At 41.5% G+C, this 21,820-nt stretch carries 14 protein-coding genes and 1 pseudogene; 7 read left to right on the top strand and 8 right to left on the bottom strand.

The features are described 5' to 3' along the window. A complete protein-coding gene (locus tag KQP93_RS17900) occupies positions 1 to 1,458 on the bottom strand; it encodes a tagaturonate reductase (protein WP_217877199.1) in 1,458 nt (485 codons plus the stop codon). 379 nt (positions 1,459 to 1,837) lie between these two features. Here KQP93_RS17900 and KQP93_RS17895 point away from each other — a divergent pair, with 379 nt between their 5' ends. The 4 genes from KQP93_RS17895 to KQP93_RS17880 all read left to right on the top strand — a co-directional run bounded on the left by KQP93_RS17895 (position 1,838) and on the right by KQP93_RS17880 (position 5,622). Beyond that, positions 1,838 to 2,734, top strand: a complete 897-nt coding sequence (locus KQP93_RS17895; RefSeq protein WP_369598766.1) for a TRAP transporter substrate-binding protein — start codon at positions 1,838 to 1,840, stop codon at positions 2,732 to 2,734. 53 nt (positions 2,735 to 2,787) lie between these two features. Beyond that, a complete protein-coding gene (locus KQP93_RS17890; protein ID WP_440590170.1) occupies positions 2,788 to 3,216 on the top strand; it encodes a TRAP transporter small permease in 429 nt (142 codons plus the stop codon). After that, positions 3,216 to 4,517, top strand: a complete 1,302-nt coding sequence (locus KQP93_RS17885) for a TRAP transporter large permease (protein ID WP_217877196.1) — start codon at positions 3,216 to 3,218, stop codon at positions 4,515 to 4,517. Before KQP93_RS17890 ends, KQP93_RS17885 begins: the two co-directional genes overlap by 1 nt. Before the next feature lie 88 nt (positions 4,518 to 4,605). Then, positions 4,606 to 5,622, top strand: a complete 1,017-nt coding sequence (locus tag KQP93_RS17880) for a LacI family DNA-binding transcriptional regulator (protein WP_217877195.1) — start codon at positions 4,606 to 4,608, stop codon at positions 5,620 to 5,622. A gap of 35 nt (positions 5,623 to 5,657) precedes the next feature. On the opposite strand, the gene uxaC is transcribed toward KQP93_RS17880, so the two are convergent. Both uxaC and KQP93_RS17870 read right to left on the bottom strand, forming a co-directional pair. Then, positions 5,658 to 7,100 (bottom strand): glucuronate isomerase, encoded by a 1,443-nt coding sequence (gene uxaC / locus KQP93_RS17875; RefSeq protein WP_217877194.1) that lies wholly within the window; start codon positions 7,098 to 7,100, stop codon positions 5,658 to 5,660. A 289-nt stretch (positions 7,101 to 7,389) separates the two neighbouring features. Then, complete coding sequence (locus KQP93_RS17870) at positions 7,390 to 10,170, bottom strand: TonB-dependent receptor (protein ID WP_217877193.1); 2,781 nt, start codon at positions 10,168 to 10,170, stop codon at positions 7,390 to 7,392. Positions 10,171 to 10,873: 703 nt separating this feature from the next. Here KQP93_RS17870 and KQP93_RS17865 point away from each other — a divergent pair. From KQP93_RS17865 to KQP93_RS21680, 3 genes and pseudogenes are all read left to right on the top strand, one after another. Next, a complete protein-coding gene (locus KQP93_RS17865; protein ID WP_217877192.1) occupies positions 10,874 to 13,828 on the top strand; it encodes a glycoside hydrolase family 2 protein in 2,955 nt (984 codons plus the stop codon). Between the two features lie 218 nt (positions 13,829 to 14,046). Further along, positions 14,047 to 15,825 (top strand): annotated as a pseudogene (locus KQP93_RS21535) (extracellular catalytic domain type 1 short-chain-length polyhydroxyalkanoate depolymerase); the annotation flags it as partial. Beyond that, positions 15,808 to 16,227: a thrombospondin type 3 repeat-containing protein gene (locus KQP93_RS21680; protein WP_440590169.1), complete on the top strand. Its 420-nt coding sequence runs from the start codon at positions 15,808 to 15,810 to the stop codon at positions 16,225 to 16,227. The pseudogene KQP93_RS21535 and the gene KQP93_RS21680, both read left to right, overlap by 18 nt. 45 nt (positions 16,228 to 16,272) lie before the next feature. On the opposite strand, the gene KQP93_RS17850 is transcribed toward KQP93_RS21680, so the two are convergent. The 5 genes from KQP93_RS17850 to KQP93_RS17830 all read right to left on the bottom strand — a co-directional run bounded on the left by KQP93_RS17850 (position 16,273) and on the right by KQP93_RS17830 (position 21,706). Continuing rightward, the gene (locus tag KQP93_RS17850) at positions 16,273 to 18,351 is read right to left on the bottom strand and encodes a TonB-dependent siderophore receptor (protein WP_217877191.1); all 2,079 of its coding nucleotides are present in this window, start codon (positions 18,349 to 18,351) and stop codon (positions 16,273 to 16,275) included. A 230-nt stretch (positions 18,352 to 18,581) separates the two neighbouring features. Beyond that, positions 18,582 to 19,439, bottom strand: a complete 858-nt coding sequence (locus KQP93_RS17845; protein ID WP_217877190.1) for an EamA family transporter — start codon at positions 19,437 to 19,439, stop codon at positions 18,582 to 18,584. Between the two features lie 150 nt (positions 19,440 to 19,589). Further along, a complete protein-coding gene (locus tag KQP93_RS17840) occupies positions 19,590 to 21,161 on the bottom strand; it encodes a PepSY-associated TM helix domain-containing protein (RefSeq protein WP_217877189.1) in 1,572 nt (523 codons plus the stop codon). Further along, a complete protein-coding gene (locus KQP93_RS17835; RefSeq protein ID WP_058584702.1) occupies positions 21,158 to 21,448 on the bottom strand; it encodes a hypothetical protein in 291 nt (96 codons plus the stop codon). The genes KQP93_RS17840 and KQP93_RS17835 overlap by 4 nt, the downstream gene beginning before the upstream one ends. Positions 21,449 to 21,451: 3 nt before the next feature. Then, complete coding sequence (locus KQP93_RS17830; protein WP_217877188.1) at positions 21,452 to 21,706, bottom strand: hypothetical protein; 255 nt, start codon at positions 21,704 to 21,706, stop codon at positions 21,452 to 21,454. Positions 21,707 to 21,820: the final 114 nt, after the last annotated feature.

Raw genomic sequence — 21,820 nt, 5'->3', positions numbered from 1 at the left:
TTATGACTCCAATAAGTTAACAAGCGTTTGTTCAACTGAGCTTGATAGCATTAGACTTAGTTGTTCAGTCACTTTATCTGTAAGGCCTACGACGTCATTTAAATCTTTATCCCAATGCCAGTTTGCAGCTAACACTGAGCTTACTAGCTCATAGGTTGTTATTGATCCTTGCTGATGTTGTTGCCATTGCTCGTTGAATAAAGCCAACCACTTTGGACTGTCGGCTAATTCAATTTTGTCGCCATTTCGCTCGCCACGATAAAACAATATTTGCCCAGCTATGGCTGTTGCGATGAGCGGTGGTACAGTTTTGTTGTTGCTAATATATTGCTCTAATTGAGGTAACAAGCGTGTTTTGAATTTAGTCATACTATTTAATGAAATAGACATCAGTAGGTGACATATGTAAGGGTTTCTAAAGCGGTTTAATACGTCATTAGCGAAAACCTGTAACTCTTCCTTAGGCAAGGATAGAGTAGGGATGATTTCATCAAATATCAGTTTAGTAACGTATTTTTCAAGCAGAGGTGAAGCGAGAGCCTCGCCAACCGAATCAATATTTGCCATATAGGCAAGTGGAACCATAGCGGTATGTGCACCGTTCAAAATAGCCACTTTTCGTTGCTTATAAGGCGCGATATCGTCAACAACTTTAATGTTTAAGTCGCTTCCTTCAAGGTGTAATACATCAGCTAAATGCTGTGGCCCTTGTATTACAAATAAATGAAAGTATTCTGCTGTTACCATGAAATTGTCGTAATAACCGCATTGTTGCTGTAAAGCTTGATGCTCATCGCGCGGAAATCCCGTCACAATACGATCAACGAGGGATGAACAAAAATGATTGTGCTCGTTAAGCCAGTTCACAAACTCGCTTGGTAAATCCCATAACTGACTGTACTGCAATACAATCTCTTTAAGCTTTTCGCCATTATAATCAATAAGTTCGCAAGGGATTATGATCATGCCACTGCTGCTTGCACCATTAAAGTGCTTGAAGCGGTGAAATAACCATTGCGTTAGTTTTGCAGGAAATGCCTTTGCAGGTGTATCAGATAACTTGTCATCAGGAATGTATTCAATGCCGGCTTCTGTAGTATTCGAAAAAATGACTTTAAGGTCACTGTTCTCGGCAAGCTTTAAATAGTTGTCAAATTGTTTGTAAACAGGGATTTCTTCGTTAACGCAACTGATAATACGTTGCTCAGAAACAGGTTTGTTTTGCTCATTGATACCACGAATAATACAGGTATATAAGCCATCCTGTGTATTAAGAAGCGGCAGCGAGTCGTAGTCGATGGGTCTGATGATAGCAACACCGGCATTTAAACCTGTTTGTTCGTTAAGCTTATCTATTTGCCAATCGACAAATGCACGTAAAAAATTGCCTTCTCCAAACTGCATTATACTCGTTGGATATTTGTTTTTATTAAAGTTTTTACGATTTAAAGTTTGCATTTATGTGCCCGCTCTTAGCATTGTTACAGTGTATTGCAGAACATAGTAGTTAATTTTGCCACCGGTGGCAAATAAGATTTGACAATTTGCTACCGGTAGTCAAAACTGGCCTTTAACAAATAAGTAATACAATTAACGTTTGTTTATAGCTATCCATTTAAAACTCACATAAATTTTTAAATGGTTACGCAGGTCATAGCTTGGATTGCCGTGTACCTTAATGAAAGATAAAGGATTATATAAGACAACATGAACACACAACTGAACACAAAAAGAAGACACAACAATGCATAAAAATCTTCTGAGCACACTATTTCTCTGCTGCTGTTTACTTTTTATCAGTGCATGCAGTGACGACAACAAGGTTATTCGCTTAACAATGGCGCATACATTAGATAGCCGCCATGTTACCCATCAAGCCATGGAGTATATGGCAGAGCGTTTAGCTTATTACTCTGATAATCAGATGGAAATTGTGATTTATCCCGCAGCACAATTAGGCACGGAAAGGGAGTTAATAGAGCTATTACAAATCGGTAGTTTGTCGATGACAAAAGTATCGTCAAGTCCACTTGAAGGCTTTGTGCCTCAAATGAAAGTGTTTGGCGTGCCTTATTTATTTAGAGATAGTGAGCACTTTTGGAAAGTACTTAATAGCCAGCTTGGGCAAAAATTGCTTGATGACCTAGCTGTAGCTCGCCTTAAAGGGCTTGGTTATTATGATGCGGGTAGTCGCAGTTTTTACACAACAGATGCTGCAATTAGAACGCCTGATGATTTAATTGGCAGCAAAATTAGAGTGGTAACTAGCCCAATGGCTATTGCTACTGTGCAGTCTTTAGGTGGCGCTGCCACTCCCATTGCGTGGGGGGAACTTTATTCTGCGCTGCAACAAGGTGTTGTCGATGGTGCAGAAAATAACCCGCCTAGCTATTACCTATCTCGTCATTATGAAATTGCGAAATATTACACCCTAGATGAACACACTTTTGTGCCTGACATCGTAGTTGCTAGTCAAAAGGTTTGGCAGCAATTAACGACTCAGCAGCAACACTGGCTGAAGTTAGCAATGCAAGATTCTGTTATCTATCAACGTAGTTTGTGGCAATCAGCATCTGATCAGGCATTACAAGCCGTTGTTGATGCAGGTGTTGAGGTTATTTACCCAGATAAACAAGTGTTTCAAGAGAAAGTAGCCCCTTTTCATGCCTCATTCAAAGGCACGCCTATCGCCGCACAAATTGCGGCAATAAAAGCGATGCAGGAGGCGTTATGAAAGAGTTTAACGCGAAAATAAATCAGCTCATTGAATGGGTATTAATTGTTGCGATGTTTGCCATTGTTGCAGTCGTTAGTTGGCAGGTGTTCTCACGCTTTATTTTACGGTCTCCTAACTCTTACACTGAAGAGCTCGCTCGCTTTTTACTTATGTGGATTGGCGTTTTAGGTGCTTCGTATGCCTATCGAACCCGAGCACACCTAGGGCTTGATCTTTTCTATCAAAAGATGATTCCAACGTTACGTCGTAAGTGTTCATTTTTAATCGAGTTTTCAGTACTTATTACCGCGCTCAGCCTATTAGTTTATGGAGGCGGTATGTTGATGAACTTAAGCTTTGCATTAGATCAGCGTTCAGCTGCACTGGGGATCAATATGGGGTTTATTTACGCTGCTTTGCCAATTAGCGGCGTACTCATCACATTTAATTGCATTGAAAATATCATTTATTTTTTTAGACAAACACAGGAGCAAGAATAATGGACATGACAGCCATCTTGTTGCTTGTTTGCTTTTTCACACTGCTGCTAATCAATGTTCCGATCTCGATTAGTATTGCTCTGTCGACGTTGTTAGCACTGGTTTTGCACATGGATTTTACCCCTGCGGCAACGACCATTGCGCAGCAAATGATAGGGGGAATAGACAGCTTTGCACTACTGGCCATTCCGTTTTTTATTCTATCGGGTCTGATCATGGGGCAGGGGGGCATTGCTAGACGTTTAATTGAATCAGCTATGGCTATGGTCGGTTTTTTACCGGGCGGTCTAGCGCTGGTCAATGTGATGTCTTGTATGATGTTTGGCGCAATTTCTGGTTCTGCAGTGGCGGCCACATCGGCGATAGGCAGCTTTATGGTGCCAGAAATGAAAAAGCACGGTTACAGTGAAAACTTCGCCGCTGCGGTTACGGCCAGCGCAGCAACCACGGGTATGCTAATACCGCCAAGTAACATCTTAATTATTTATGCTATAGCAAGTGGTGGTGTGTCGATTGCGGCACTGTTTGTTGCAGGGTATTTACCAGGTATTTTGCTGGGCTTAACACTGATGTTGGTTTGCGCCATCTATTCTTTAAAAAACAACTACCCCGTAGCAGCTCGTTTACCACTTGCTTTAGTTTTAGAAAAAGTGATTGCAGCCATCCCTAGTTTGCTACTCATCATTATAGTTATTGGCGGTATCATAGGAGGTGTATTCACAGCCACAGAAGCAGGGGCTGTCGCTGTATTATATGCACTGGTTTTAGCTGTTTTTGTGTATAGAGAATTATCGCTAGATGAGTTGCCTAAACTATTACTAAAAGCCTGTGAGACTACGGCAATCGTGATGCTCATCATTGCCGCTTCTAGTGCGATGTCGTGGGTTTTATCATATTCACATATTCCGCAAATGGTGAGTCAATTTTTCTTAACCTTAAGTGATAACCCATTACTAATTTTGTTATTAATCAATCTCATTTTAATATTAGTGGGTGCCTTTATCGATATGACACCTGCTGTGCTTATATTTACTCCAATTTTTTTGCCCGTTGCAGCACAGTTTGGCATGTCACCGGTGCAATTCGGGGTAATGATAGTGCTTAATTTATCAATCGGTTTGGTATCGCCGCCGGTTGGTAGTGTATTGTTTGTCAGCTGCGCAGTAGCAAAAACTTCGCTTCATAAAATCATTAAGCCAATGCTTCCTTTGTATTGTGTGATGTTTATGGTGCTTATGTTGGTGACCTATTTACCTGCCATAAGTGAGTTTTTACCTCGCTTACTAGGGTTGATTGATTAATAAAAACAATTGCTTTGCTAGAGTTAACAGCTTTTATGGATAAAAGCTTGGTGCTACTATAGCTAAGTTAGTTATTTCGGAATCTTCTATGTCAGTGACAATTAATGATATTGCCCGCTTATCGGGGGTATCAAAACGTACCGTTTCGCGTGTGATAAACAGCTCACCTGCGGTAGGTGAAGCAACACGTGAAAAAGTGCTTGAGATAATAAAGCAAACAGGCTTCTCGCCAGATAAGCAAGCCAGGGGTTTAGCCTCAAGCCGTTCGTATTTGTTAGGGCTAATTTATGATAACCCTGATGCACTCTATATTGATGAAGTGCAACGAGGTGCATTGAGTGTCTGTGCTGAATTAGGCTACGAGTTAGTGGTACACCCAGGTTCTGCAAAACGCGAAGATTTTGTTGATGACTGCTTGCGCTTTATTTCTCGTTCAAAATTAGATGGCGTCATTATCTTGCCTCCGGTGTCAGAAAACAAAGAGCTCGCTGCAGCTTTAAGAGATGTTGATTGTCCATACGTAAGGCTTGCATCAGTTGATTTGGATGACGCTGATAATATTGTTGTATCTGACGAGCGTGCAGCAATGCGTGATATGGCAGACCATTTAGTCGAATTAGGCCATCAGGACATTGGCTTTATTTCTGGCCCACAAAATTATCGTTCATCAATAGAGCGTTTAGCTGGCTTTTTAGCTGAATTGCAGGTTTATGATGTAAATTTACCCGCAGAATATATTGTTGAAGGCAAAAATAGTTACGACAGTGGTTTAGAGTGCGCTAGGGAGTTGTTAAACAAACAACCTAGGCCAACAGCAATCGTTGCTAATAATGATGAGATGGCCGCAGCAGTGCTCCGTGTGGCTAACAACCAAGGCATTAAAGTGCCAGAACAGTTATCGGTCGCGGGGTTCGATGACAATATTCTTGCATCTCGGATCATTCCATCGCTGACAACAATACGCCGACCTGTATTTAATATGGCATGCTTAGCCGTACAAAAGTTGATTAATCGCTCTCGTGGTAATCAAGACAAACTACCTATGCCAAAAACAGTAACGCCACATTTGGTGACACGCGAATCAACATCTCGAGTTCCTGAGTAAGCACGACATTATGTCAAAAATGCCGTGCTAGATTTTTATAAGTTATACGCTTTTTTAACCAACCCGTAAGTCAGTTGATAAGCAAGCTCGTGGGCAGTTTCAATCGTTATTTGATGATTTGTAACAAGCTCTGCTAAGTAGCGGCAATCAACTCGGCGTGCTACATCATGCCTTGCTGGAATCGATAGAAAAGCTCGCGTGTCATCATTAAAACCGACCGTATTATAGAAACCTGCGGTTTCAGTTGTTTGCTGACGAAAACGCAGCATGCCTGCAGGGCTATCATGGAACCACCATGCCGGACCAAGTTTTAAACTAGGGTAGTGACCAGCAAGCGGTGCCAGCTCACGACTGTAAGTCGTTTCATCCAAGGTAAATAAAATGATTTTTAACTTTGGATGATTACCATATTTGCTTAAAAGTGGTTTAAGCGCATTAACATATTCGGTTTGGCTTGGAATATCTGCGCCTTTATCACGTCCAAATTGATTGAAAATTGGTTGGTTATGATTACGATGTGCGCCAGGATGAATTTGCATCACAAGGCCATCTTCAATACTCATACCTGCCAGCTCCGTTAGCATTTGGCCACGAAATAGCTCTTGCTCTTGTTCTGTTGCGTTACCTGTGCGGCATTTTTTAAATAATGCTTCACATTCAGATAGTGATAGATCAGCCGTAATCGCACTGGGGTGACCATGGTCGGTTGCAGTTGCTCGACCTTCTTTTTTAAAGTAAGCGCGACGAATGCGAACTGCTTCTAAATAACCTTGCCAAGTACTGGTATCTTGATCTGTTAACTCACCAAGCTTAGCGAGATTGTCAGTAAAGTCTTCTCGGCTCGCATCCACAACATCATCAGGCCTAAATGTGGTTATAACTCGTTTGGCCATGGCCGTTTCAGCCATCTCTTTATGATGATCAAGTGAATCTAATGCACCTTCAGTTGTTGCTATGAGCTCTATATTAAAGCGATCCATTAATGCTTGTGGTTTATAAGCATCTGTTGCAAGTTCAGCGGTGATTTTATCGTAGTATTGTTGTGCGTTTTCAGAGTTAAGCTTTTCTTTAAAACCAAATACATCATAAAAAACGGCATCTAACCAATAGCCACTTGGTGTGCCTGAAAATAGGTAATAGTTGTCTGCAAAAATCTGCCAAGCTTTTTTTGGATCTGCATTTTTTGATCGTGTTAAATCGCCATCGATACCATGCTCAGGAATACCAAGCTCGGTTAAATCAATACCTTGGCTGTAAAGCATTCTAAATACATAATGATCTGGTTTTATAAATAGTTCAGTGGCGTTGCCAAAGTTAGGGTTTTTATTAAACCACTTTGGGTCTGTATGGCCATGTGGGCTGACTATAGGAAGATCTTTTATTTCTTCATAAAGCTCTCGGGCAACACTAACAATTGCCGGGTCACTCGAAAATAGCCTATCAGGGTGAAGTGAAAGCGGCTGTGATTTAATTGACATAAGGTTCCTCAAAATCTTGCGTTGCCAGCGGTGGCAAAATTTAAATGTGTAACGACTAAACTTAATTAGCAGTGAGTAACTTAGGCACGTTAGTTGTTTTTTAATGGCCGAAGACTGCTATTTATGCAAACAACTTTAGCAAACATTGCCACCGGTGGCAATGCTGTTGCGCGTAGATAAATCTAGTCTATCTGAAATGAAAAAAAGCACCGACCCTGAAGGTACAGTGCTTTATTTTCTAACTTGATGGGGAAATCAAATAAACCTTCCTTGGTTTTGCTAAACTTAGTTAGAAGCTATAGCGGAATCCTAAGCCGAATGTACGGCTATAAATAGACGCTGAGTCGTTTAGAACAGTTGGTAGTTCGTAGTATTGACGATAAACCTCATCTGTTAGGTTTGTAGCATCAAATGTCACAACTAAGTCTTCAGTGACATCGTAACTTACTTGGAAGTCTAAACTTTGTTCTGGTCGACGATAAACTCCTCGTGGATGCGCGAAACGACCTGAGCCATAGCGATTTAAGAATGAGTCACGCCAAACGTAAGAGAGGCGAGTGCTGAAATTTTCTCGTTCATAAATTAATACACCACTATAAGAGGTATCTGATACACCAAATACGCTTCTGTTTGTGTATCCTGTTAACTCACCTTCGTTGCTAAAGATTGGAATGTCTTGATCCGAATCTAAGAAGGTACCACTTGCTTGAAGGCCAATACCATCTAACCACTGCGGGACAGATTCAGGGAAGTAAATTAGGCCAACTTCAACGCCTTTAAGAACACCATTGGAGGTGTTGCCAGGTTGAGAAAGTATATAATCTTCCATCTCACCAGTTTCTGGGTTTGGAAATTGAGCTTGGCGTAATGAATCAAAAACAAATCCTTCAATATCTCTGTAGAAGTAGGTCGCATACGCTGAGCTACCTTCATTAAAGTAGTATTCTAGTGAGAAGTCATAGTTCGTAGATTCAACTGGGCGTAGGCTTTGATTACCACCGCTTGCGTTGCCATAGCCAACGTTTGTAGTGTCTGGGCGTAAATTAATAAAACTATTTAATTGGCCAAACTCTGGGCGGCGTAAGGTTTGCGTATAAGCAAAACGAGTTATTAAATCATCACTTAAATGGTAGCGTAGCGTTAAGTTAGGCAAAAATTTTGCGCTACTATTTCGGCCAGTACTTTGTACTATGCCACCAACTTCTCCATCCCAGTGGTAAAAGTCCATGTCAGCGCCTGCGTAGGTATAGCGAAGACCAATATCACCGTCTAATCGATTACCAAAAAGCTGTGTTTCAAATTGGCTTTGTACATACGCAGCCCATGAAGTTTGGTCGATATCGAAGTTCTTTTGTAGTGTCATTCGACGCTCGCCATCGGCGCTATCGTAGAAATTAAACGTATCGCGATACTCTGCACGGTTTTGCCATAAATTTTTTGCATTAAAGGCAACCCATGATCTCGGCAAGTCACTTTTCCCATCAAAGAAATCACTATTTACGTAGTGCGCATCTGAGCCTAGAGATGCCAATGCAATAGGGTTGAATCGATTAGAATCACGACTGCTGCTATCAGCTGTACGTTTATCATAACGAACACCTGCTTTACCTTTTGTAAAGATACCCCAGTCAACATAGAAGTCGAGGTCAAGCGTGAATGTTAAGCCATCACCATTATCTTCACCGCCGTTGTCGAACATGGTACTGGTGGTCCATAAGCTTGGATCGGTTAAATCAAGTGGAGTACCAAACTCTTCATCGTAAACAGTCCATGCCATGATGCCGTCTTCATGGTTGAAGTCTGCCATGACAAATGGAAAACGAGTGTTTGCCTGCATAGCAACAAACTCACGTTCATATTTACTTGTTTGATAGACTAGCTCAGATTTTAGTGTTGCATCTTCAGATAGCGCCCATTTACCACCTAATGCAAACATGTAGCTATCAGTTTGGCTCTTAGAAAAGTCGCCGCTGGTAAATGCACCTGAATCACCCCAAGCACGAGATTTGATTACATTTGTGCCTTCAAACAAGACTGGTTGTGTCACGGTTTCTACCCGTGAAGAATCTGCGTATGAGAATAGTAGGTGGTTATTACTTTCGTTGCGGTAGCCATTGTAAAATGCTTCGAAAATATACTCTGATGTATCATTTGGTGCCCATTGAAATGACAGGTTTACTGCTGGGCGTTCACGTTTACCAGTTAGATCTGACTGGTTTAATGCGTCACGACTTAGATAGTACTCAACCTCACTGTCAGTTGCAGGGTCATACATGGTTGCCCCTGGCGTTCTGTCCATACCGTGTTCAAGGCCAGTTGGCCATGGGTAAATGCGATTTAAGTTATCAGCTCTAAATGGTACGAAGCCACCTGGTGCACTATTTTCATCTCGGTAGCTGGTGCTAGCAAATGAAAGGTTAATTAATGCGCCTACATCACCAACAGATGACTCCCAACGATTGCTGGCAAGCACACTCACTATTGGATCTGTTTCTTCAGATTGGTCTTGATATACGCCACGGGCATTGACCACAACCTTTGAGCCTTCAAAATTAAATGGGCGTTGGGTGCGAACATTAAGTTGTCCCGCAATACCGCTCGCTAATTGGCTGGCATTTCGTGTTTTGTAAACTTCTACACTTTCAAGTAGTGCTGCAGGTATATCTGCAACAGCAAGTTGACGCCCTGCTGCGGTGAACATTTCGCGGCCATTAATTGTTGTTGTAACATCGGTTAAGCCACGGATTGTAACAGTATTTACTTCACCCGATGCGCGGTCTGTTACCTGTACACCCGTTACACGTTGTAGCGCCTCAACAAGGTTATTATCAGGAAACTTACCAATATCTTCAGCAACAATCGCATCAACAACCTGAATTGATTGGCGCTTTATATTAACGGCTTTATTTAAGCTGCTTCGGATCCCAACAACTTCAATTATTTCAAGGGAATCATTGTTGTCATTTGCTTGAGCGTTTTGTGTTTGCTCTGCAGCCTCATCTGCTGCATAAACACATTGCCCAAAAAGGGCCATACAAATTGTGCTGGCTAATGTCGTTTTCTTAAACATTTAAAATAACCTCCAAAATTATTTTAATGCGAATCAATAACAGAAGTTATTTGATTCAGTGTTAATCAGCATCATTAGAAAAACCTCTAATGTTCGACAAGGTGCTGATATCGTGTGTTTTTTTATTAAGTGTATTTTCCCTGCATTTTTTGCCACCGGTGGCATTTTTAGCCAAATAGTTGCACCGCAAGTAAGCATGCCAGGCTTGTTGTGTTGTCTTCATCCCCCTAACCACGCTCCTAAATTTTATAACACAGAAAATTTAGTTGTTTAAGTATTATTATATTCTTTTTAATAATTTGTTACGTATTTCTGCTTATTTTAAAAATAAACCATTTATTATCAGTGGGTTAAATTTTTAATGATTTTCAAATAAAGAGTTTAGGTGTGTAGTTACATAGAGGTTTGTATTATTTTCTGCTTCAGGAATAGTTTGTTCTGTTGTTGTGCAAAGCTTTATTTCTTTTTGGTGCAAGCTAATAAATAAAAAACAGAATCGTTAATTTGTTCATTAAAATTAATATTATAGGGAGTTTTGTGGCGTCAAACATGATGAGTAAAACATGCACGCAAGGAGGGTAAAGTCCAAAATGCTACCGGTGGCAATTGTATTATGATATGTATATAATTAATGGTAATATAAGCTTGTGTAGACTTAAAATTTTCTAAAAACATTATAATTTCAACAGTTAGAGGAACACATATGAGGAAGGATTATTTTGGCCGGCTTGAAAAAAAGCTAAGGTTAATAAGCAAACCTGCATGGTTTGAAACCAGTATATTAAGAAATGCGTTTATCGCTTGCTTGAGCTTCTTGGTTGTAGCCTGTAATAGTCAGCAAAGTGTTGATATTCAGCCTAATGATGACGCTAAAACAGACATCATGATGTTAAGCGGAACTGGCAGTGATGATGCGGTGAAATGGGACTTTTACTGTAGTGAAGGGCAAAACTGTGGTCAATGGAGCAAAATAGATGTTCCTTCTAACTGGGAGCAACAAGGCTTTGGTAACTATGATTACGGCTACATCCCAGATAAACATAGCGAACAAGGTATTTATCGTCGTGATTTTACCCTACCTGCTGATTGGTCTGGTCGCAAAATTGAAATTGTTTTTGATGGTGTGATGACAGATGCCACTGTGTTTGTGAACCAACAACAAGTGGGGCCAACCCACCAAGGTGGTTTTTATCGATTCAGCTATGACATAACGCCATTTTTAAAAAGTGGTGAAGCTAATGAGCTAAAGGTTGTGGTAGATAAAGTTTCGGCAAACAAAAGTATTGAAGCAGCAGAACGCGCAGCAGACTACTGGGTGTTCGGTGGTATCTATCGTCAAGTCTTTTTACAATCTTTGCCACAATCTCATATTGATTGGGTTTCATTAGATGCAAAAGCGTCTGGTGAATTTAAAATGGATGTTTATATAGAAGGATTAGATAAATCAAATGCTTCTGCAGTTGAAGCACAAATTTTAGATTTAGATGGTAACCCAGTAAGTGAAACGTTTAATGCCACACTTAATGGTAACAAGGTTAACTTAGCAACTAACGTGGACTCTCCTGAGCTTTGGAGCGCCGAGACGCCTAATTTATATCAAGTACGTATTGATTTAAAAGAAGGCTCTAAAACTCTACATAGTTTCGATAAAACCTTTGGCTTTAGAACTTTTGAATTACGCCCACATGACGGCTTATATTTAAATGGCGAAAAAATTATCCTTAAAGGGGTTAACCGTCACAGCTTCCGTCCAGCAACTGGACGTACTATGACTAAACAAGCCAGCATCGATGACATTAAGACGATGAAAAGCATGAACATGAATGCTGTTAGAATGTCGCATTACCCACCCGATGTGCACTTTTTAGAAGCGGCAGACCGTCTCGGTATTTATGTTATTAATGAGTTAGGCACATGGCAAAAGCCAGTTATTGATACGCCATCAGCGAGACGCCTCGTTGCACAGCTTGTTAAACGCGACCAAGCACACCCAAGTATTTTATTCTGGGCGAACGGTAATGAAGGCGGTTTTAATACCGATGTTGATGATGATTATCACCTTTATGACATTCAAAACCGTCCAATTCTTCATCCTTGGGAGTTGTTCCGTAATATCGATACTGATCATTACCCAACTTACTCGGAACTAGTAGCTAAAAAAGCCCGTAATGAAGTATTTTTCCCAACCGAGTTCTTACATGGCTTGTATGATGGTGGCCATGGTGCAGGTTTGAGAGATTTTTGGGACTTCATGATGTCAACTCCTGTTGGTGCCGGTGGTTTCCTATGGGTGTTTGCTGATGAAGGTGTTGAGCGTACAGATCAAAATGGCCGTGTTGATACCGACTTTAACCATGCGCCAGATGGTATTGTTGGACCTTATGGTGAAAAAGAAGCGAGCTTTTTTACAATTAAAGAGATTTGGTCACCAATCCAAGTTGAAAACTTAAAGAATGGCCAGTTACTTGCCGGTTCTTTTGACGGTCAGTTGCAAGTTAAAAACCTGTATGACTTTGTTGATCTATCAACTATGTCGCTCGAATGGCGTCTATATCAGCCAGTGACTGCGTTTTCAGATAAAAAGCAGCTTATAGCGAGCAATAAAGCTACACTACCTGCAATTAAGCCAGACTCGACAGGAACAGTACAATTGAACTTACCTGACAATTGGCAGCAAAATGGTTGGTTAGAGGTTGAATTTTTTGACCAGCAGCAGAATTCAATTTGGACAGATGCTTGGCCTATCCAAAGTGCAGCTAAACTTGCAAAATTAACTCAAGAGCAATTTGAAAATCAGGCATCAGCGACTAAACCTGCTCAGATTGTTAGTCAAAACGAATCTGAGTTAACGGTTAAGGCTGCTGATAGAACAATTATTTTTGACGCAACAACAGGTCTATTAAAGTCATACAGTAAGCAAGGTCAAACTGCGGCGTTAACAAATGGCCCTAAACTTCTTCGTTCTGATAACTCACAAAATAAAGGGGTTTATAATGGTATTGGTTCATGGCTAACTCATGATCCAAATGCTGAGAAAGAAGCGCAGCAAGATAAAAAGCCTACTGAATTAAAGTCTGAAATTATAGCTAATGATTTAGTGATTGAAGTGATGAACCCGCCAGCAGGCATCACTAAGCTAACGTGGACTGTTCACCCAGAGGGTCATTTATCAATGGATGTTGATTACTGGCTTGACGGTGAATACATCCTTCATGGTGTTGGTTTTAATTATCCGAAAAAAGCAATTGAGCATAAACGTTGGTTAGGTGATGGCCCCTACCGTGTATGGGCTAACCGCTTAGAGGGCGTAAACTACTCTGTTTGGGAAAATGATTATAATGAAGGGGTTGCTGGTGAGCGTTGGGAATTACCAGAGTTTAAAGGGTACTTCTCAGATATTCAGTGGCTTACATTAAGCTCTGAGCAAAGTGAAATCACTTTCTCTACTGCAACTCCGGATCTATATGCGCGAGTTATGCAGCCTGATGATGGTGAGCGTCCTGATAATACATTAGCACTTAAGTATGGTGAAGAAATTAGCTTCTTACACAGAATTAGTGCAATAGGGTCTAAGTTCCACGCTGCACATCACCTTGGCCCACAAGGTCGACCTGTGGCAGAAAGAGGAATAAACAATATCAAGCTAACGATATACTAATTTATAAAGAGTTACTCGTTTTAGTAAAAGCGCTGCAGGTTTCTGCAGCGCTTTTTTGTTTTAATCCACTAAAGTGCATTAATCAAAGGTGGTTATTTGGTATTGAAATTTATTAGGGGTGTAGCACTATAGTTATAGGTCGCTTTTTAAATAGTTCTACTACATTGAGTTAGTCATCAACTGACAGACAACAATGATAACGACTATAAAGGCGATATATGCAAAAAGTAACACAATTATGTAAACGAAAGTCAGCGCCGTTTACTCCGCTCGCAGTGCTCTGTGCTGCTATTTTCTCACAGCCAAGTTTTGCAGGGAGTTGGCAGCAAAATGTCAGCATTGGCGGTTTTAATAATGTTCATATTTACACTCCTGATACGCAATCAAGCATAGGCAATGGCCATTCTTTGATGCTGGTACTACATGGCTGCGTGCAACCCATTAATAATTATTTAACTGCAAATCTTGAAGATGCAGCTGAAGCCCATGGCATGGTAATAGCTGTTCCTGATGCTATGAATAAAGCAGGCTATAGCTGCTGGTCATATTGGCAAGGAGCAATAAATCGCAGCTCTGGTGATTATAAAAATCTGATTAATTTAGCCAATACATTGAGCGCTGATGCAACGCGTAATATTGATCCCAAACAAGTGTATATCGCAGGCTTATCATCTGGGGCGGCAATGGCTGCACAAACGGCTTGTGTAGCGCCTGATGTATTTGCCGGGGTTGCACCAAGCGCTGGGCCAACCATCGGCACAAGTTCAAGTGGGGCAATTTCGACCTGTGAAACAGTGTCTGAAAGCACCTTTGTATCCCGCTGTGAAAGCTATGCTGGCAGTTATAAAGATCATTTTGCCACACAAATAGCGGTGATTGGTCATGGTACTGCCGATACCACAGTCAATACCTGTTACAACCAGCAAAACGCAGATGGCTTTGCTGCCCTTTATGGGGTTAATCAACTTTCAAGCACGACGACAATAAGTGATGATGCAACACGTACCGCTGAGCAGTCACTTTGGCAAGACAATCGTGTTGCTATGCTTTGGTTTAATAATTTGGATCACTCGTGGTCGGGCGGGCAAGGTGCGTCTGGCGATTATGTGGCAGCAAACAGCATTAATTTTGCAACCTATCTCGGTGAGTTCTTTGCGGCTAATAATAAACGAGTTGATCGTAATGCTGGCCCTGAAATTAGTAATTTAACTGCCACAGACAGTAATAACCAGCTTACCATTACTGGCAGTGCAATCGACCCAGAAGGCAGTGTAACGAATGTTGATATTAACGTGTATAGCCTAGCTGGTGGCGTGGCAAGCTTAATCGAGTCACTCAACGTGCAAGTCGATGCGAATAATACCTTTAGCGGGGTGACAAGCGCACTTAGCGATGGTCTTTATGAAGTGCGTGTAAGTGCCACAGATAACGAAGCGAAACAAGGTGATGAAGCTAATCTTACGGTACGTATAGGGCCAGAGCCTGCGGCTACAGCACCGGTACTGAGTGATACTGCGGCTAGTGTAAACGGGCAGTGCGCTACAGTAACGGGCACAGTGATTGATGATAATCAAAACTTAAGTACTGTAGTGGTCAGTTTTAGTAATGGTGATGTGGCGGCTACAGTGAATGGGCTTGAGTACTTTGCTGAGCAATGCAATCTGGTTGGTGGCAATAATACTGCAGTGATCACCGCCAGCGATGATACTTTGCTGACATCAACAGATAGCATTAGCTTTGTCATCGATGCTGGCGTGACAGGCGATTACAATCTTCATATCAACGAAGGCCATATTACTTGGGGTGAAGGTTACTCTGCCTGTTATTTAGCGTTTGGTACCGCTGCCTTTACTATGCGCGAGTATTCAGCGGGCACAAATCAATGTCAGTGGATTGCTGATGATGACTCAAGTTGTGCAGGGCCATTGCAGGCATGCAAAACCACCACCGAACCGGCTAATGACGCAGACAACGATGGTGTGCTCGACGGCGCAGATAATTGCCCGAATGTAGCGAATGCTGATCAAGCCGATAACGATAATGACGGGATTGGCAATGTGTGTGATAGCACTCCTGATGGTGAAACGAATGACTCCGACAGCGATGGCGTCGATGATAGCCTAGATAACTGCCCGCTGGTAGCCAATAGTGATCAGCTAGATAGTGATGCAGATGGTGTGGGTGATGCGTGTGACTCAACACCGAATGGTGATTACCAATGCACCGAAACCACCTCAAGCAACTATGCGCATGTGCAAGCAAATCGCGCAACCACGAATGGTTCTTACGCCTATGCAGTAGGCTCAGGTGATAACCTAGGGCTTTATAACACCTTTTATACCAGTACCTTAGCGCAAACTAGTGCTGGGTATTATGAATTAGGTAATTGCCCTAATTAATAGCCGTGTGTCGCCCATTCGGGCGACACTTTTTCTAAACAGCGTTTAGAACTTATAAGTCAGAGTTAGGCTACCGTTTGTTGGCGCGCCGTAATAACCCACGGTTTGTAAGCTATTGATGTACTGCTCATCAGTAATATTATTAACGTTAGCTTGTACTGCAACTTGGTCATTAATATTCCAACGCGCGAAGGCGTTTAGCAGCGCGTAACTACCTTGCTTAACATTGTAATCAGTACTTTCGATTTTAGATTGCCAACGGCCATTTAAACCCACAACCACTGCATCTGTTAGTGCATAATCCACTGTTACACCAACAACATCTCGAGGTGCCCATTTATTGGTGTCATCACCATTTTCATCTGTTACATCAATATGTGTATAAGATGCGACGATATTCAGAGCGTCGGTGATTTTACCAGTGACTTCAAATTCATAGCCTTCTGACTCAATAGACACGCCTTCATAGTAATAAATACCATCTTCAGTGAGGCCCGCGTATTGCGCAAAATTATCTTGCTCTGCAGTAAAGTAGGCAAATGTTGTCATTAGGGCATCATCAAACCAAGAAGCCTTAACACCAGTTTCAAAGTTAGTGCCTTTGGTAGGTGCTAAGTATTGGCCGTTGTAATCAGCTTGCTCTTGCGGCTGATAAATATCTGAGTAACTAGCATATAAGTTTAAATCGTCGTTTAACTTATAGGTAAAACCGATATATGGGCTAGTTTCGCTCTCGTCATTATCGATAGATGCACCGGCATTCATACCTGAGCGTTCAAATTCAATAGCGTTAAAACCAACCACGGTAAATAATTTATCAGTAATATTTAATTGAGCAGAGCCAAAGTAACGGGTTAGCTTTTGTTCAATATCTGAATACAGAACCGGTGTTAACCAATCAGGTTCTAGGATCGCATCTAAATCGTATGGGAACGCAGGGGTTGGTCCATAAGCAGGTGTATTTGCAAAATCAAACGGGTGTTGATACATCACATCATCACTTTTTGCATGGCTTACCCCAAAGCTTGCTTGGTGCTCTTTACCAAACAATTCAAAGGCACCAAATGTTTTGATTTCAAATAAGTCAGCATCCACTTCGCTGTCGTAGCGACCCGGCCAACCACTTAGGCCAAGATTGGTGTCCTTATCAATGCTGCCGCTGGCATAAAATAGTTTGTCTTGCTCTTCAAAACCACGGAAGTTGTAGCTCGCTTGAAGCTGCCACGCATTTGCAAAAACATAGTTGTATTCAACAAATGCAGAGGTGTTAATGGTGTCCCACATTGTCCACTCTTGAGTGGTTGTGTCGCTGACATCCCATTTAGCTTGCGTACCATCTGTGTAGTTATAAACAAGGCCGCCCCAAGTATTGCCATCGGTATCTGCGTCTTGATATGAGTAACCGATAGTAACCGTTGAGTTATCTGTAAGCTGACCATCTACCACCGCAGAGAAAAACTCGCGATTGTTCTCAAGACCATCCAGATATGATTCTTTATCTTCTGCGGCAGCCACAAAACGAGCAGCCCAACTACCTGATTCGGTTAATAATAGTGAGTAGTCAGCTTGTAAACGTTTAAAATCCCATGAGCCAACAGAGACACCGATTTCGCCGCCGTTTTCGTTTTTAGGGCGTTTGCGCACATAGTTAAGCGTACCCGATGCATTACCTACACCTGTGAGTAAGCCATTGGCACCACGAATAACTTCAATTTTTTCGTAGCCGTATGCTTCCATTGCGCCGGTAACGATACCCCAGTCATTCGGTAAGCCAACACCATCGATTTGTGTATTTTTAATTTCAAAACCACGTGATGTGTAGTTGGTACGGTTAGTTTCCCATTCTTCAACATTGATACCAGGTGCTAAGCGTAAAGCATCATTAATGTTAAAAGCGGAATAATTCTTTAGTTGCTCAGCAGAGATCACACTGATTGATTGCGGAGTTTCATCAATTTCTAGTGCTAAACCTGTCGCTCCTTCACTAATACGGTTTTGTCGAATACCCACAATTTCGATTTTTTCGAGATTAGCCTCTATGTCAGTTGTTTGCTCTGCAAAACTGATTTGAGGGTACAGTGCACAAAGAATAGCGGTTGCAACAGGCAACTGAGTGAATTTCATTTTTATCTCCGCGTGTTATTTAGCAAATTTTATAGGGTTATTGTTTTCAATAAGGAAACAATCGGCGGGTACGTTATCACAACTGATAATAGTTATCATCACCATTCATCGCAAAAGTGATATGTTAATACAAATAAGTGTAACAAATTATGTCGAAGAGTTTTGTCTGTATGAAAAGGCGAGTTTACTAATCAGATATGAAATAGGCGCCCTGAGGCGCCTAGAAAAATTTATTTATTATTACTCGACATCGAGCTGCCAACCGAAGCGGTAATCACTAATAAAATAGCTAGCCATTGCCATACGCTTAAAAACTCACCTAGGATTATAAAGCCAGCCAATGCTGCAATCGCCGGCTCTAAACTCATCATAATGCTAAAGCCTTGTGCTGGCATATTACGTAGTGCCACCATTTCTAAGGTATAGGGCAGTGCACTCGACATGACTGCCACTAAAATACCGAGCGGTAATACTTCCCAACTCAATAGTGCAACTCCTTGAGAAGCAGCACCATAAGGCACAAGTACAATCGCGGCGACGCTCATACCCATGGCAACAGTCATTCCGCCTGAGCCTTGGTTTCCGGTCTTTTTGCCAAACAATATATAAAACGCCCAACACGCTCCCGCCGCAAGGGCTAAAATAACACCTACAGGGTCGAGGCTGTCTTCACCTTTCATATCTGGGAGCAATAAAATAATGCCAGCAATGGCGCAGGCTACCCAAAATAGGTCGCGTTTTTTACGTGATGAAAGAAGTGCAACCGCAAGGGGGCCAGTAAACTCTAGTGCTACACCTATCCCTAAAGGAATACGTTCAATCGCGTAATAAAACAGAATATTCATGCCACCTAAACTCAAGCCATAAACGATGATTGGCATACGTTGTCCAATAGGTGGAAATGCGCGCCAAGGTTTAAACACAAGACACAAAATAGCAGCTGAAAAACCTAAGCGAAGTGCTGTGGTGCCTTCAGGGCCAATTAAAGGGAATAATTGCTTTGCAACAGAGGCTCCAGATTGAATGGTAACCATTGCGAGAAGCACGCAAATAACAGCAATAAAAAACGGTGGAATGGTGCGCTGCATCACTGTCCTTATGAAAGTTAATAGCTCAAGTTTGCGGCGATTCTACTGATGTTTTATTGGAGAAGAAATGTTTTTCGTTAAACGGACACAGATTTTCGATAAAGCAAAATTATGGGTATCAAATTGCTTTGATACCCATACTCAGAATGCTTAAGCTCGACTTGCTTGTTCAAAGGCTGGCATGATGTTTTGCGTGGTCTGTTTTTGTTGCTGGCGTTTGGCCATTTTAAAGAAAATAGCAGCAAATATAGCAGCGACAATATCAACCATATAACTAGAATAAAAGAGAGTGTTAACGTCACTTGAGGCAAGTTTTACAAGTGTAGATAATACCATTAACGCACATAGGCTTGCTAGCATGTAAAAGCCAACAATGGTCACCTTTTTTACAGGTTTTAAGAAGCTATATATCACAAAAGCAAAAAAAGCGGCGTAATAACTGTATAAGGTGGCGTAGTTTGTGTTGCTAACAAATGTCGGTAGCCATTTGGCAGCAACGAGTGTGAAGGCAACGGCTATCATAGACCCTAAACAAACACCAATAGTGAGCTTTGCCATAAACAAGGTACTGCGTTTATTAGGAGCTTTTTTGAAGCGTTTATCTATCCATAATAAGTTACCTGAATAGAATAAGAAGGCGCCTAGTAACCCCATAATAAAGTAGCCCCAACGACCCCAATCTCCACCATAGGTGCCAAAATGGAGTGAGAAAATACTGGCAACCATGTTGCCCCACACTGCATCTTCGCCTTGCGGATAGCTTGAATTAACCACTTCTAGCGTGTACGGGTTCATAAATAAGTAATCGGTATCCGGGCCGCGTACTACCGCATTATTGTTACTCATCATAAACACCGCAGAAGGTGATGCTGAATTTAAATTACTATAGCGAATATGGATTGGCTCATAGCCGGGGGCATATTTTTTCGCTGCGAGTACTTGTTCATCAATGCGTGGTAAGTTTTCAATATGAAAACTTTGCGCCGCAGGCGTAGGACGCTGAAACAGTGGCTTACCATCATAAAATTGCGCTAAGCCACCATAAATAAAGTCATGAAATGCAAACACCACTACGGTAAAAGCAATGACTAAATGAAACGGTAAACTAGCTATACCAACAAGGTTATGGCTATCGAGCCAGAATCGACTAGGCCCTTTTTCTTTACGCAGTGCAAAAAAGGTTTTAACTAATGTTGGCAGTAAAATAATCACCCCAGAGACCAAAGCTAAAAAGTATAAAACACAGGCAATGCCAAGAATATAAACACCAGATTGATCATGACCAATTTCGCCTATAAAGCCTGCTGTACGGTGTAAATAATCAACTAAATCGGCAAGTTCGTTTTCGGTTTGTGCGCTGATGTTTAAAGTGCCATCAGCATTTAGGTGTGCGAAGTTAAGTTGTTTATCAAGCTCCATGCCTCGGGCATTGCCTTTGATATACCACGAAAGAGGCGCATCTTGGGTATGTAAATCAAGGTTAAAGCCTTTAGCAAGTTGCTCGCCTCTTTCATTAATCGCCGTATCTATCAGTGTTTGGTAGTCATAATCAGAACTGGTGATTTTAGGGGCTTTAATAGGGGTGGCCCATTGCTGTATTTCGTGTTTAAACATGGTCAAACTGCCCGCATAAAAACCAATAAACAGCACTAAACCTGCAATGATGCCTGTCCATGTATGTACACCTTGATAGGTGCGAAGGATATCTGATCTTACTTTCATGATGCACTCCTTAGCATAAAAAATACGCCATAAAGCAGCACAGTTAAGCTGCCAAGCACAAGCCAAGCTTGCTTTGCTGAATTAAACAAATAACTAAAACTAAAAATGGTTAGCCAAACAGGCGTGATCATCCACATGTTAAATTGCACTTTATCGCGCGCATCAATGCCTCCTGGGCCATACCAAGCAAAAAAAGCAACGAAAATAAATGAGAGTGCTAGCCCTAAAAATGTACCCGCTAGGGTTTTTCCTAACCAAGTCGGTTGGCGTTTAGATGAGCTTGTCATGAATTATCCTTTTCTTTGCAGCAGGCTAACAAAAGGGATCAGCATCAACATAAGCATGATGCTAAAGATGATGAAGAACACGGCTGCCGTGGTTGAAAACTGTTGTAAGGCAAGAATGAATGCGCAAACGGTTAACGCAATTGAAAGTAATCGCCATTGTTTTTTAATTGTTTTTTTTAAATATCGCTGCTGCTTTCTGGTGCAGTAGAAAATACTGACAGCGAAAACGACAAGCAGGGTAACGGTGAAAATGATCATAAGATTATAGTTGTAGCTGATGTCAAATCTTATTGTAAATGATAACTAAACTCAATTGCAATATCATTAAGCTTATGTTAATTTCCTAGCGCTTTTTTATCAAACTTAATTTGT

The sequence above is a fragment of the Pseudoalteromonas shioyasakiensis genome, assembly GCF_019134595.1.
Lineage (GTDB): Bacteria > Pseudomonadota > Gammaproteobacteria > Enterobacterales > Alteromonadaceae > Pseudoalteromonas > Pseudoalteromonas shioyasakiensis_A.
The sequence above is the reverse complement of the archived record's forward strand: the minus strand, read 5'-3'. Positions and strand labels throughout refer to the sequence as shown.